The 14,001-nt window shown below is 68.8% G+C and carries 12 protein-coding genes; 2 read left to right on the top strand and 10 right to left on the bottom strand.

The genetic code is table 11. From position 1 onward, the window contains the following. Positions 1-180: 180 nt before the first annotated feature. The 5 genes from I5I_RS09225 to rplU form a co-directional block, all read right to left on the bottom strand. Complete coding sequence (locus I5I_RS09225) at positions 181-1,452, bottom strand: glutamate-5-semialdehyde dehydrogenase (protein ID WP_036318569.1); 1,272 nt, start codon at positions 1,450-1,452, stop codon at positions 181-183. Between the two features lie 49 nt (positions 1,453-1,501). Continuing rightward, complete coding sequence (gene proB / locus I5I_RS09220; RefSeq protein WP_036318567.1) at positions 1,502-2,335, bottom strand: glutamate 5-kinase; 834 nt, start codon at positions 2,333-2,335, stop codon at positions 1,502-1,504. After that, positions 2,332-3,852 carry a GTPase ObgE gene (obgE, locus tag I5I_RS09215; RefSeq protein ID WP_036318564.1) on the bottom strand — a complete coding sequence of 507 codons (1,521 nt, stop codon included), beginning with the start codon at positions 3,850-3,852 and terminating at the stop codon, positions 2,332-2,334. The genes proB and obgE overlap by 4 nt, the downstream gene beginning before the upstream one ends. Before the next feature lie 106 nt (positions 3,853-3,958). Beyond that, positions 3,959-4,216: a 50S ribosomal protein L27 gene (gene rpmA, locus I5I_RS09210; protein ID WP_023950785.1), complete on the bottom strand. Its 258-nt coding sequence runs from the start codon at positions 4,214-4,216 to the stop codon at positions 3,959-3,961. An 18-nt stretch (positions 4,217-4,234) separates the two neighbouring features. Beyond that, the gene (gene rplU / locus I5I_RS09205; RefSeq protein ID WP_005053490.1) at positions 4,235-4,543 is read right to left on the bottom strand and encodes a 50S ribosomal protein L21; all 309 of its coding nucleotides are present in this window, start codon (positions 4,541-4,543) and stop codon (positions 4,235-4,237) included. 192 nt (positions 4,544-4,735) lie between these two features. Here rplU and I5I_RS09200 point away from each other — a divergent pair, with 192 nt between their 5' ends. Continuing rightward, positions 4,736-5,008, top strand: coding sequence for a DUF4031 domain-containing protein (locus tag I5I_RS09200; RefSeq protein ID WP_036318562.1), 273 nt, complete (start codon positions 4,736-4,738; stop codon positions 5,006-5,008). A gap of 24 nt (positions 5,009-5,032) precedes the next feature. Here the strand turns inward: I5I_RS09200 and I5I_RS09195 are convergent, their stop codons facing one another. Then, positions 5,033-7,438 carry an Rne/Rng family ribonuclease gene (locus I5I_RS09195; RefSeq protein WP_036318560.1) on the bottom strand — a complete coding sequence of 802 codons (2,406 nt, stop codon included), beginning with the start codon at positions 7,436-7,438 and terminating at the stop codon, positions 5,033-5,035. A 306-nt stretch (positions 7,439-7,744) separates the two neighbouring features. Between I5I_RS09195 and I5I_RS09190 the strand changes: the two genes are divergently transcribed. Next, the gene (locus I5I_RS09190; protein ID WP_036318558.1) at positions 7,745-8,359 is read left to right on the top strand and encodes a vitamin K epoxide reductase family protein; all 615 of its coding nucleotides are present in this window, start codon (positions 7,745-7,747) and stop codon (positions 8,357-8,359) included. 87 nt (positions 8,360-8,446) lie between these two features. On the opposite strand, the gene ndk is transcribed toward I5I_RS09190, so the two are convergent. From ndk to ileS, 4 genes are all read right to left on the bottom strand, one after another. Beyond that, complete coding sequence (gene ndk / locus I5I_RS09185; protein WP_036318555.1) at positions 8,447-8,860, bottom strand: nucleoside-diphosphate kinase; 414 nt, start codon at positions 8,858-8,860, stop codon at positions 8,447-8,449. Between the two features lies 1 nt (position 8,861). After that, complete coding sequence (locus I5I_RS09180) at positions 8,862-9,269, bottom strand: DUF4233 domain-containing protein (protein WP_036318553.1); 408 nt, start codon at positions 9,267-9,269, stop codon at positions 8,862-8,864. Further along, on the bottom strand, positions 9,257-10,609 hold the full coding sequence (locus I5I_RS09175; protein ID WP_036318550.1) for a bifunctional folylpolyglutamate synthase/dihydrofolate synthase: 1,353 nt from the start codon (positions 10,607-10,609) through the stop codon (positions 9,257-9,259). The genes I5I_RS09180 and I5I_RS09175 overlap by 13 nt, the downstream gene beginning before the upstream one ends. Next, on the bottom strand, positions 10,606-14,001 hold a 3,396-nt coding region (ileS, locus tag I5I_RS09170; protein WP_036318548.1), incomplete at its 5' end, for an isoleucine--tRNA ligase. The genes ileS and I5I_RS09175, both read right to left, overlap by 4 nt.

Raw genomic sequence — 14,001 nt, 5'->3', positions numbered from 1 at the left:
GTTGCGGTAGGACCCGTGACCAGTCCCAGCGCCAGGAACACGATGAACGCGATCAGGCCGAAGATGAACGTCTGGGCCTGGACGTTGCCGTGAGGCTCTGCCTGCGCCGCAGCGAGGGCGAGGGTCGTGGCGAGGGTCATTCGGACTCCTTCGAAAGTCGGGTCTGTTCAGTTTAGGCCGTCAGATACGGATCTGCCCGGACCCACGCGCCAGCCACTTGGTGCTGGTGAGCTCGGGAAGGCCCATCGGCCCTCGGGCGTGCAGCTTCTGTGTCGAAATCCCGACTTCGGCGCCGAAGCCGAACTCGCCGCCGTCGGTGAAGCGCGTCGACGCGTTCGCCATCACCACGGCGGAGTCGACTTCGGCGAGGAACCGCTCTGCTCGGGCCTCATCCGTCGTCACGATCGATTCCGTGTGATGGGTCGAGTAGCGACGGATATGGGCCAGTGCCTCGTCGAGGTCGTCCACGACGCGCATCGAGAGATCGAGGCTCATGTGCTCGGTCGACCAATCGGCGTCCGTTGCTGCCACGGCGTCCACGACGAGCTTGCGCACGGTCTCGTCGCCGTGGATGGTGACGCCGGCATCCTGCAGCGCGGCGGCCACCGGAGGCACCAGCCGCTCGGCAGCGTCACGCAGGACGAGAACCGTCTCCACTGCGTTGCAGACGCTCGGCCGCTGGGCCTTGGCGTTCACGACGATCTGCTCGGCCCATTCGAGCGGAGCCGACGAGTCCAGGACGATGTGGACCACACCGGCACCGGTCTCGACCACCGGGACGGCTGACTGCGTGACGACGGTCTCGATGAGCTGCGCGCTGCCGCGCGGGACCAGCACGTCCACGAGGCCGCGTGCCTGCATCAGCGCGTGCGCGCCCTCGCGGCCGAAGTCGTCGACGGTCTGAATCGCTTCGGGGTCGATCCCCTGGCCCGCCAAGGCATCGCGCATGGCGGAAACGAGTGCGGCGTTCGTCGCCTGCGCCGCCGTGCCACCGCGCAGGACGACGGCGTTGCCGGAACGCAGCGCCAACGCCGCGATGTCCACGGTGACGTTCGGGCGGGCCTCGTAGATCGACCCGACGACGCCGAACGGCACCGAGACCTTCTGCAGGCGCACACCGTTGCTCAGCGTGCGCTCGTCCAGCACGCGGCCGACCGGGTCGGGCAGCTCGGCGACGTCGCGCACGGCAGCGGCGAGGGCCGCGACCCGCGCGCGGTCGAGGCGAAGGCGGTCGAGGAGGCCGTCGGACAGGCCGTCGCGCTCTCCGCGCTCGAGATCGACGGTGTTCGCCGAGACGATGTCGTCGGTGGCTGCCTCGATCGCGTCCGCGATCGCGCGCAGCGCCTCGGCCTTCTGCGCATCGGTCAGCAGTCCCACGCCGCGTGCCGCCTCGTGCGCACGTTCGATGCGGTGGCGTGCGGCGGTGGGCGCGTCGACGGAGACGGTGGTCATCCGCTCATTCTACCGAGCGGTGCCCCGGCCTCCGACGTGGGCGGCGGGGTCAGACCGAGCTCACCGTGGGCAACGGCGTGGTGCCCACGCGCGGCGGCGTTTCGGGGTTCGGAGCGAACCAGGTGCCGATGTCGTCGCCCGACAGTGCCTGCTCGACGAGGTCGGCACTGGTGACGAGCACGCCGATGCCGGATGCCGCGGCCAGGCGTGCCGCGGATGCCTTGGTGGCCGCTCCCCCGGTGCCTACGCTGTTGACGACGACCGATCCGAACTCGAAGCGACTCAGGTCGTCGCCGTAGGGCACCGTGTGGATCGCTTCGGCGCCGGGCTCGGACGGCGGACGGGTGTACAGCGATGCGATGTCGCTGAGAAGGATGAGCGCATCGGCCCCGATCAGCTCGGCCACGAGGGCGGCGAGGCGATCGTTGTCGCCGAAGCGGATCTCGTGCGTCGCGACGGTGTCGTTCTCGTTGACGATGGGCAGAACGCCCAGACCCAGCAGCCGATCCACTGCGCGGCGGGCATTGGCGCGGTGTGCGGCGTTCTCGAGGTCACCGGCCGTCAGCAGCACTTGGCCGGCGAGAAGCCCGTATCGCTCCAGCGTGGTCTGATAGCGCCACATGAGCACGTTCTGACCGACCGCGGCCGCCGCCTGCTGGGTCGCGAGATCGGAGGGCCGGCCGTCGAGGTTGAGCAGGGGCAGCGCCGTGGCGATCGCGCCGGAGGAGACCAGCACGACCTGCGTGCCGCGGGCGTGTGCGGCCGCGAGTGCGTCGACGATCGATTCGATGCGGTGATGGTTGTCGCCGCTGATGGAAGAGGAGCCCACCTTCACGACGACGCGACGCGCCCCCGCGATGCCGGACCGATCGTGCACGCTCACGCTTGCTCGTCATCCTCTCCGTCGAAGGAGAAGTCCGGCACCCCGAGGCGCTCGGCCTCGAGTTCCGCCCGGGCTTCCGCCTTGGCGTCCATCCGCTCGTGGTAGCGCTCGCGTCGCTGTGATGTGGTGCGGCGCGGGTTCAGGTCGAGACGGGGGTCGGTGCCGCGCGGAGCCGTCATCAGTTCGGCGGCCGACGAGAGCGACGGATGCCAGTCGAACACGATGCCGTCGCCCGGCCCGATCACGACCGTCGAGCCCGCGACCGCTCCCACGCGGAACAGCTCATCTTCGACGCCCAGCTTTTCGAGGCGATCTGCGAGGAAGCCGACCGCTTCTTCGTTCTGGAAATCTGTCTGCTGTACCCATCGCAGCGGCTTGTCGCCGAGGATGCGATAGACGTTTCCGTAGGTCCCGCCCTCAACGCGGATCTCGAAGTCCTTCTGCGCGCCCTTGGGGCGGATCACGATGCGCTCCGCTGCGGGAGACTCGGCCACTTGCACACGATGCTGCGCGATGATGTCGCCCAGCGCGAACGTCAGCTGTCGCAGACCCTCGTGGCTGACCGTCGAGATCTCGAACACCCGGTAGCCGCGCTCTTCCAGATCGGGGCGCACGAAGTCGGCGAGATCCTTGGCCTCGGGCACGTCGACCTTGTTCAGAGCCACGAGCTGCGGGCGATCGAGCAGCGGCGTCTGTCCTTCGGGAACCGGGTAGTTCGCGAGTTCCTCGCGGATCACGTCGAGATCGCTCAGCGGGTCACGACCGGGTTCCAGGGTCGCGCAGTCGAGGACGTGCACGAGTGCGGTGCAGCGCTCGACATGGCGCAGGAACTCGAGTCCCAGCCCCTTGCCCTCGCTCGCGCCCTCGATGAGTCCGGGTACGTCGGCCACGGTGAAGCGCGTGTCGCCGGCCTGCACGACGCCCAGGTTCGGATGCAGCGTCGTGAACGGGTAGTCGGCGATCTTGGGGCGTGCCGCGGAGATCGCCGCGATGAGGCTGGACTTGCCGGCGGAGGGGAAGCCGACGAGGGCGACATCGGCGACCGTCTTCAACTCGAGCAGGACGTCACCCTCCCACCCGGGCGTACCGAGCAGTGCGAAGCCGGGCGCTTTGCGCTTGGGGTTCGCAAGAGCGGCATTGCCGAGCCCGCCCTGACCGCCGGGGGCGACGACGAAGCGGGTACCGGGAACGACGAGATCCGCGAGCGTCTGCCCCTCGGCATCCTTCACCACCGTGCCGACCGGAACGGCGAGCTCGAGACTCTCCCCCGCGGCGCCGGAGCGGTTGTCGCCCATGCCGAAACCGCCGTTTCCGGCAGCACGGTGCGGTGAGTGGTGGTACGACAGCAACGTCGTCACCTGCGGGTCGGCGACGAGGACGATATCGCCGCCGTGTCCCCCGTTGCCACCATCGGGACCGGCGAGCGGCTTGAACTTCTCGCGGCGCACGGACACACAGCCGTTGCCGCCCTTGCCGGCGCGCAGATGGAGCGTCACTCGATCGACGAAGGTCACCATGTCGGTCTCCTGACGGGGAAGGTGGGAAAGGGGAAAAGGGGATCTAACGAAGGAGGGGCGAGCCGAAGCCCGCCCCTCACCTCATGATGTTCGTGGTCGCGCGCGGTCACTCCGCGGCGGCGACGATGTTGACGACCTTCCGGCCGCCCTTGGTGCCGAACTCGACCGCACCGGCGGCGAGGGCGAACAGCGTGTCGTCTCCGCCGCGACCGACGTTGGCGCCCGGGTGGAAGTGCGTTCCGCGCTGGCGAACGAGGATCTCGCCCGCGTTGACGGCCTGGCCGCCGAAACGCTTCACGCCCAGTCGCTGGGCGTTGGAGTCACGACCGTTACGGGTAGAGCTTGCGCCCTTCTTGTGTGCCATCTCGTGTGCCTCTTCCGCTTACTTGATGCCGGTGATCTTGACGCGCGTGAGGTCCTGACGGTGGCCCTGGCGCTTCTTGTAGCCGGTCTTGTTCTTGAACTTCTGGATCACGATCTTCGGGCCGCGCTCCTCGCCGAGGACCTCGGCGGTCACGGTCACCTTCGCGAGCTTGTCGGCGTCGGTCGTCACGGCGTCACCATCGACGAGCAGCACCGCGGGCAGCTCGAGCTTGTCGCCGATCTTGGCCTGCTGACGGTCGAGGACGACGATCGTGCCGACCTCCACCTTCTCCTGACGGCCACCGGCGCGCACAACTGCGTAAACCACTTCACACCTGTTTTTCTTCTGCGGAGCCAACGGCCCCGGCTGTCTTCATGGGACGAGTACGTCCCCTGAGGGTGTACCCAAATATCCAGTGCGGAGGCGAAACTCGACGCACCAAGGGTCTACTTTACCGGATGCCGAGGCCATCGGCAAAAGCGAAGCGAGGCGTGTCGCGCGTCGACCTAGACTGCGGGGATGGCGATCCTCATCGATGACCCGCGCTGGCCCGCCCACGGGCGGATGTGGGCGCATCTGGTCAGCGACAGCGACCTCGATGAACTGCACGCCTTCGCCGCCGCGAACGGCATCCCTCGGCGCGGATTCGATCGCGACCACTACGACGTCCCGGAAGACGCGCTGCCGCGTCTGATCGCTGCCGGAGCCGAGCACGTCAGCGGCCGCGAACTCGTCAAACGCCTGATCGCCTCGGGTCTGCGCATCACCGCGCGCGAGCGTCGCGAGGGCTGAGAGCGCCCCCGCGACGCGCGAACGTCACTCCGCAGCGGATTCGGCGCTCGGCGTCGCCGCGACCGGGGTGCCGGTCAGCGCCGCGGTGGTCACGCGACGACGTCCCCGCCCCTGGCCGGGCGCCTTCGGCTCCGGCAGAGCGCTCAGAACCGAGTCGAGAAGGATCTCCTTCTCACTCCGCTCGGTGGACGACGAGCGAGGAGCCGACTCGCGCTTCTTGCGCGGGCGCTTCGCGCGCTCGGGCGCGACCTCCGGCTGGACGTCGGGCAGCGTCACCTCGGCGACCTCGGAGGCTTCCTGTGCATCCTCGGTTGCGGTGTGGATGGTGGACGCCGCGATCTGGGCGAGCGCCGACTTCGCGCTCTCGGTGATCACGTGCGTCCCCCCACTCACGGAGCCGTTGACGGCGGAGGTGGCGGGCGAGGAGTTCTGGCGCGACCGACGTCCGCCGTTGGATGCGGGCGCCGGCGCACCGCGGTGCTTGACGACCGGGTCGTGGTGCACGATCACGCCACGGCCCGCGCAGACTTCGCACGCCTCGCTGAAGGTCTCGAGCAGTCCCAGTCCCAGCTTCTTGCGGGTCATCTGCACGAGGCCGAGCGAGGTCACCTCGGCGACCTGATGCTTGGTGCGATCGCGGCTGAGGCACTCGACGAGGCGTCGCAGCACGAGATCGCGGTTGGACTCGAGCACCATGTCGATGAAGTCGACGACGATGATGCCGCCGATGTCGCGCAGGCGGAGCTGGCGGACGATCTCCTCGGCGGCCTCGAGGTTGTTCTTGGTGACTGTCTCCTCCAGGTTGCCGCCGGAGCCGACGAACTTGCCGGTGTTGACGTCGACCACCGTCATGGCCTCCGTGCGATCGATGACGAGCGAGCCGCCCGACGGCAGCCAGACCTTCCGGTCCAGCGCCTTCTCGATCTGCTCCGTCACGCGGAAGCGGTCGAACGGGTCCTGGTCGTCTTCGTACTTCTCCACGCGCTCGAGAAGGTCCGGCGCGACGCCGGCCAGATAGGCCGTGATCGTCTGGTAAGCGTCCTCGCCCTGGATGAGCATCTTGGAGAAGTCTTCGTTGAAGACATCGCGGACGATCTTCACGAGCAGGTCGGGCTCGGAGTGAAGGAGCGCAGGGGCGCCGATCTTCTCGACCTGCGACGAGATGTGCTCCCACTGTGCGGTGAGCCGCTGCACATCGCGCGTCAGCTGCTCTTCCGTGGCGCCCTCTGCGGCCGTGCGCACGATGACGCCGCTGGATTCCGGCAGCACCTCCTTGAGGATGCGCTTGAGGCGCGCGCGCTCGGTGTCGGGGAGCTTTCGCGAGATGCCGTTCATGGCGCCGCCCGGCACGTACACGAGGTAACGGCCCGGCAGCGAGATCTGACTCGTCAGGCGCGCGCCCTTGTGGCCGACGGGGTCCTTCGTGACCTGGACGAGAACGCGGTCGCCGCTCTTGAGCGCCAGCTCGATTCGCCGCGGCTGGTTGCCCGTCTCCACGGCATCCCAGTCGACCTCTCCGGAGTAGAGCACGGCGTTGCGGCCCCGGCCGATGTCGACGAAGGCCGCCTCCATGCTCGGCAGGACGTTCTGCACGCGGCCGAGATAGACGTTGCCGATGAGCGAGGACTCCTGGCTGCGAGCGACGTAATGCTCGACCAGCACGTTGTCTTCGAGAACCGCGATCTGGATGCGACCGTTCTTCGAGCGCACGATCATGTCGCGGTCCACGGCCTCGCGGCGGGCGAGGAACTCGGCCTCCGTGACGACGGTGCGGCGGCGTCCGGCCTCGCGGCCGTCGCGGCGACGCTGCTTCTTGGCCTCGAGGCGCGTCGATCCCTTGATTCGCTGCGGCTCGGTGATCAACTCCACGGCGCGCCGGCGAGGCTGGCTCTGCGCTCGCGGGGCGTCATCATCGTTGGCCGACGATCCGCCGCCACGTCGACGGTTGCGCCGGCGCGCGCTCGTGCCCGACTCGGACGCGCCCTCGTCGCGATCGTCTCGGGGATCCAGGCGGACGCCGGGACGCGCGGGAAGCGGCACGATGGTCGGAGCGTAGAAGACCAGCTTCGTGGAGACGGCGGAGACGAAGTCCGCGGGCAGAAGTCCGAGGCTCACGGCCGTGACGGCCTCTTCCGTCTCGGGCTCGGCGGTGTCGGCCGCGCCGGCCTCTTCCGTCTCGGGCTCAGCGGTGTCGGTGGCGGTGCTGTCCGCGGTGGCGGTCTCGACGCTCGGGGCCTCCTCGACCGGCTGCACATCCGCACCCTGCTCGGGCGCCACCGGCGCCGTCGACTCGGGCTCCGCCTCGGCGCCGGTCTCGGCGTCAGGCGTGTCTGCGTCCGTTGACGCGACGTCGCCTTCGGAGACGAGAAGCGGCGGGGTCAGGACCTCGTCGGCAGGGGCTGTGGACTGATCGTTGTTCTCATCGGCCATCTCTGGCTTACTCCTCGCCGCCGGCTCCGCGTGCCGTCGGGTGAACTCTGGCGGCGTCACCCGATGCTGGGGAACCGCATACTCACTCGGTCTGCAGCCTCACCCGCTCGTCGGCGGGACTCGTGCTGCCAAGGGCGTTCATCGCCCGAAGTCTTCGGTGATGCGGGGTGCGGCGCGGCCGCAATGCATCGGCGTCCATTATCGCATCATCCGGCGAAGATTGAGCAGAGCGACGCTCGGAGCATCATCCGGCCCTCGCCCGACCTCTCAGCGAGGACCATGCGTGTGGATGCGATAATCGCCAGCATGTCCGCGCAGACCGTCGATGCACGCCCCAAGATCCTCGCCATCTGGCTCGTGATCGCCGGGGTGATCGGCTGGATAGCGGCGTTCGCCCTGACGTTGGAGAAGTTCGACAAAGCCGCCGGATCGACCGCACCGGCCTCGTGCGACTTCAGTCTCGTCGTGCAATGCAGCGCGAACCTCGACTCCGCCCAGGGGAGCGTCTTCGGCTTCCCCAATCCCATCCTGGGCCTCACCGGGTGGATGGCGCCGATCGTGGTGGGGATGGCTGTTCTCGCCGGAGCGCGTTTTGCTCGGTGGTTCTGGATCACCTTCTTCGCCGGCATCACCTTCGCCTTCGGCTTCGTGATCTGGCTGATCACGCAGAGCATCTTCTTCCTCGGAACTCTCTGCCCGTGGTGCATGGTCACGTGGATCGTCACGATCCCGACCTTCTACGCCGTGGCCGTCCATCTGTTGCGCTCGGGCGTGGTCTCCTCGCAGCCGCGCGTGCGCGCCGTCGGTGCGGCGCTGGCCGCATGGGTTCCGCTCATGGCATTCGTGTCGTACGGGGTCGTCCTCCTCCTGGCGCAGCTGCGTCTGGACGCCGTCCCGCAGCTGCTCGACGTCATCTTCTGAGACTCCGCGTCGCCGGCGCCCGGCGCTCGAACGGCCGGTGCCCTCCCGTCTCAGGGACGGAAGGGCACCGGATCGCGCAGGGTGGGATCAGAACCAGATCGCCAGTTCACGTGCGGCCGACTCGGGGCTGTCGCTGCCGTGGACGAGGTTCTGCTGAACCTTCAGGCCCCAGTCTCGGCCGAAGTCTCCTCGGATCGTGCCGGGTGCCGCGGTCGTGGGATCGGTCGTGCCGGCGAGTGAACGGAAGCCCTCGATAACGCGGTTGCCGGCGAGACGGATCGCAACAGACGGCCCTGAGAGCATGAACTCGAGAAGCGGCTCGTAGAAGGGCTTCCCCGCGTGCTCGGCGTAGTGCTGCTCGAGGATGTCACGGTCGGGCTCGACCAGCTTGATGTCGACCAGGGCGTAGCCTTTGGCCTCGATGCGCGCGAGGATCGCTCCGGTCAGGCCGCGCGCCACGCCGTCGGGCTTGACGAGGACGAGGGTCTCTTCGGTGGGCATTTCAGTCTCCGTTCGTGACGTGCGGGGAAGCGCCTGCGCGGACCGCGTTGCGGCGGTCGAGCGCTCTGCCCTTGATGGTCGCATACGCGTACATGCCCCCGAAAATCACTCCGACGAGGACGAGTGCGGGCACGATCAGTCCGCCGAGCACGACGACGACCTGCCAGAGCCAGCCGAGCAGGATGCCCACACGTGAGCGGGTCAGGCCGGTGGTCATGACCATGAGTGCCGCGAGGACGGAGCCGCCGACGATCCCCCACCATGAGGGGATGCCGTCGGGAAGCGCGTTCAGGCCATAGATCGCCAGGCCGCCGAGGAAGACGATGATCGACTCGAATCCGAGCACGACCTGCGCGAGCGACTCTTCCGCGCCGCGCGCGCGTCGCGCGCGCCCGCTCACGCGCTCCACCCCGCCTTCCAGTCACCGTCGGCAGCGAGTTGCAGGGCCTCGCCCGCCAGCACGACGCTGCCCGCGATGACGACCGCGCGTCGGTTCGAGCCCGCCGCCCATTCGCGCGCGGCTTCGGCCGCGTCGGAGAGGTCGCGGTGCACGGTGACGGGAACTCCCGCAGCTTCGACCAGGTCGGCCAGCGCGTCGGGGTCGGCTGCCCGATCGGAGTCCGGCGCCGTCACGAACACCTGGGTCGCCGCCGGGGCGAGAGCGGCCACGATCCCCGCCGTGTCCTTGTCGGCGAAGGCACCCAGAACGACGCCCCATTCGTCGAAGTCGAACGAGTCGCCCAGTGCGGCCACGAGGGCGCGTGCGCCGTGCGGGTTGTGCGCGCTGTCGATGAGCACGGTGGGCGCGACCCCGATCAGCTGGAGGCGTCCGGGCGAGGTCACCTGTGCGAGGCCGTCGGTGAGCACGTCGGGTGCGATGGGCTGCGTTCCGGCGCCGATGAGCGACTCGACGGCCGCGATCGCCAGGGCGGCGTTGTGACCCTGGTGGGCGCCATAGAGGGGTAGGTAGAGATCGTCGTATGTCGCCGCGAGGCCACGCACGCTCAGCTGCTGGCCCCCGACGGCGAGGGCCTGGCTCGTCAGACCGAAGGCGGTTCCCTCCACGGCGAGGGACGCGCCCCGTGCAGCCGCGGCCGCGGTGAGGACGCTCAGGGCCGATGGCTGCTGCTGCGCCGACACCGTGGAGGCACCGGTCTTGATGATTCCGGCCTTGACGGCGGCGATCTCGGCGATCGTGTGGCCGAGCTTGTCCGCGTGGTCGAGATCGATCGGTGCGATCACTGCGACGTCCCCGTCGGCCGTGTTCGTCGAGTCCCAGCTTCCGCCCATCCCGACCTCGATGACCGCGACGTCCACCGGGGCGTCGGCGAATGCCACGAAGGCGAGCACCGTGAGCAGCTCGAAGAAGGTGAGAGCTGCATCGCCGGATGCCGCGAGCTCGGCATCGACGAGGTCGACGATCGGGGCGATCTCGTCCCAGGCGTCGGCGATGAGGCCGTCGTCGATCGGTTCCCCGTCGATCATGATCCGCTCGGTGAAGCGTTCGAGGTGAGGACTCGTGAACAGCCCCGTGCGCAACCCGTGGGCGCGCACGATCGATTCGATGATGCGGCTGGTCGAGGTCTTCCCGTTCGTCCCGGTCACATGCACGACGCGATACGTCCGCTGCGGGTCGTCGAGCAGTTCCAGCACGCGGCGGGTGCGTTCGACGCGGGGCTGAACCCATTGCTCGCCCTGGCGGGTCAACAGGGCGCGGTAGACGGCGTCGGCGCGCTGGCGGTCGTTCACGAGGACGCTCCGATCCGGGTCACGGCAACGGTGACGTCGCCGGTGTTGGCGTACGTGCCGGCGGCGACCACCGCCGTGTGATCGGCGTCGATCGTCTCAGCGGCAGCCAACACCGATCCCTCTCCGACGAGCGCGGTGCCTTCGGGTGAGACGACCGCGTAGTCGAGGGCGAGTGTCTCGCCCGCGACGTCCGCGGTGGCGAAGGCGGCCGCGACGGCCGCGGCATCCTCCGATGCGGAGAACAGCAGCTGCAGGCGGATGCGGTCGCTCACGTCGAAGCCGGCGGCCTTGCGGGTGTCCTGCACGGCGCGGATGATGTCGCGCGCGAGACCCTCGGCTTCGAGCTCGGGCGTCGTGGTGGTGTCGAGCAGGACGAAGCCGCCTTGGCGGTCTCCCGCACCCGTCAGCACCGCGAGCGCCTCGCCGTCGGGGCGTCCGGTGGTCTCGAGCACGAGGTCGTACTCCCCCGGCTCCAGGGCTATCCCGCCGACGACGACTGAGCCGTCGGCGTCCGTCCACTCTCCCGCGCGGGCGGCGGCGATCACCTGCTGCACCTGCTTGCCCAAGCGGGGACCGGCGGCGCGGGCGTTGACCGACAGGCGGTGCGTGATGCCGTAGTCGACCGCGGTGCTCGCCTCGAGCTCGACGAGCTCCACGGCCTTCACGTTGAGTTCGTCGCGCAGAATGTCCTCGAACTGTGCCAGCGCCTCGGCATCCGGCACCACGACCGTGAGCCGCGGCAGGGGCAGGCGCACGCGCTTGCCCTCCTTCTTGCGGAGGGCGTTCGCGACGCTCGAGACCTCACGGACGGCGTCCATCGCGGTGCGGATGTCGGATGCCGTCGGGAACGCGTCGGCGTCCGGCCAGTCCTCCAGGTGCACGCTGCGACCACCGGTCAGGCCCTGCCACACGCGCTCGGAGATCAGCGGGATCAACGGCGCGGCGACGCGCGTCAACGTCTCGAGCACCGTGTAGAGCGTGTCGAACGCGTCGGTGGATGCCGGGTCGTCGGTCACCCCCACCCAGAAGCGGTCGCGCGATCGGCGGACGTACCAGTTGGTCAGCGCCTCGGCGAAGTCGCGGAGCGTGGCCGCGGCGGTCGTCGAATCCAGCTGCTCCAGGTCGGCGGCGACGCCGCGCACGAGGTCTCCGGTCAGCGCGAGGATGTAGCGGTCGAGCACGTTCGTCGAGTCGGTGCGCCACGTCGCCTGGTAGCCCCCGGGGGCGGCGGCGTTGGCGTACGTCGCGAAGAAGTACCACGTGTTCCACAGCGGCAGCAGGAACTCGCGCACTCCGGCGCGGATCCCTTCCTCGGTGACGATGAGGTTGCCGCCGCGCAGCACGGAGGACGCCATGAGGAACCACCGCATGGCGTCGGAGCCGTCGCGGTCGAACACCTCGCTGACATCCGGATAGTTGCGCAGCGACTTGCTCATCTTCTGCCCGTCGCTTCCGAGCACGATGCCGTGGCAGGCGACGCCCGTGAAGGCGGGCCGGTCGAACAGGGCACCGGACAGGACGTGCATGACGTAGAACCAGCCGCGCGTCTGGCCGATGTACTCCACGATGAAGTCGGCCGGCGCGTGCTCGTCGAACCACTCCCGGTTCTCGAACGGGTAGTGCACCTGGGCATACGGCATCGACCCCGAGTCGAACCAGACGTCGAAGACGTCCTCGATGCGCCGCATCGTGCTCGCTCCCGTCGGATCGTCCGGGTTCGGGCGCGTCAGCTCGTCGATGAAGGGACGGTGCAGATCGACGTCGCCGGCGGCATTGCGCGGGAGCCGGCCGAAGTCGCGCTCCAGGTCGGCGAGCGACCCGTACACGTCCACGCGCGGGTACTCCGGGTTGTCACTGCGCCAGACCGGGATCGGCGAGCCCCAGAAGCGGTTGCGGCTGATGGACCAGTCGCGGGCGCCTTCGAGCCACTTGCCGAACTGGCCGTGCTTGACGTTCTCCGGCGCCCAGGTGATCTGTTCGTTCAGTTCGATTAGACGGTCCTTGATCGCCGTGACGCGGACGAACCAGCTGGAGACGGCCTTGTAGATCAGAGGGTTGCGGCAGCGCCAGCAGTGCGGATAAGAGTGCTCGTAAGACGCCTCGCGCAGCAGGCGGCCCTCGGCGCGCAGCAGGCGGATGAGCGGGCGGTTGGCGTCCATCCACAGTTCGCCCGCGACATCGCCGACCTGCGGGAGAAAGCGCCCGCCGTCGTCGAGGCTCATGATCAGCGGGATGCCGGCCGCCTCGGTGATCCGCTGGTCGTCCTCACCGAACGCCGGTGCCTGGTGCACGATGCCGGTGCCGTCGGTCGTGCTGACGTAATCGTCGACGAGGATGCGCCAGGCCGACGAGGTTCCCCACACCTCGGCATCCGCGTAATAGTCGAAGAGCCGGTCGTAATGCACGTCCGCGAGCTCGCTGCCGAGAATGGTCCGTTCCACGGCTTCGGCCGCCTCGGCCGCGTTCTCGTATCCGAGATCCTTCGCATAACCGCCGAGCAGGTCGGAAGCGAGCAGGTAGCGATGTGCCGCCGCGCCCTCGTCGTCGCCGGATGCCGGGACATCCGCCGCTCCGTTCGGCCCACCGGGCACGACGACGTACTCGATGTCGGGACCGACCGCGAGGGCGAGGTTGGTCGGCAGCGTCCAGGGCGTGGTCGTCCACGCGAGGGCACGGACACCGGTGAGCCCCAGGCTCTCCGCCTTCACGCCGACGAGCGGGAACGTGACGGTGACCGAGGGGTCCTGCCGCATCTTGTAGACGTCGTCGTCCATGCGCAGTTCGTGGTTCGACAAAGGAGTCTCATCCCGCCAGCAGTAGGGCAGCACGCGGTGCCCCTCGTAGGCGAGGCCCTTGTCCCAGAGCTCCTTGAACGCCCACAGCACCGACTCCATGTAGCCGGTGTCGAGGGTCTTGTACCCGCGTTCGAAGTCGACCCACCGGGCCTGTCGAGTGACGTAGTCCTCCCACTGCTGGGTGTACTCGAGCACCGACTCGCGGGCCTTCGCGTTGAAGGAAGCGATCCCCATCTGCTCGATCTCGCTCTTCTCGGTGATGCCGAGTTGTTTCATGGCCTCCAGCTCCGCCGGAAGTCCGTGCGTGTCCCAGCCGAAGACGCGGTCGACCTTCTTGCCCCGCATCGTCTGGAAGCGCGGGAAGAGGTCCTTCGCGTATCCGGTCAGCAGGTGTCCGTAGTGCGGCAGACCGTTGGCGAAAGGCGGGCCGTCGTAGAAGACCCACTCCTCGGCGCCGTCGCGCTGCGCGATCGAGGCGCGGAACGTGTCGTCGCGCGTCCAGAAGTCGAGCACGTCGCGCTCGATGGCGGGAAAGCGGGGGCTCGGAGACACGTCGGCGGCGGGACCGAAAGCGCTCGTGACGCCGGCGGCGGGGTT

It is taken from the genome of Microbacterium sp. B24 (assembly GCF_000333415.1).
Taxonomy (GTDB): domain Bacteria; phylum Actinomycetota; class Actinomycetes; order Actinomycetales; family Microbacteriaceae; genus Microbacterium.
Note: the sequence above shows the minus strand (reverse complement) of the source record. Positions and strands in the feature narration are given on the sequence as shown.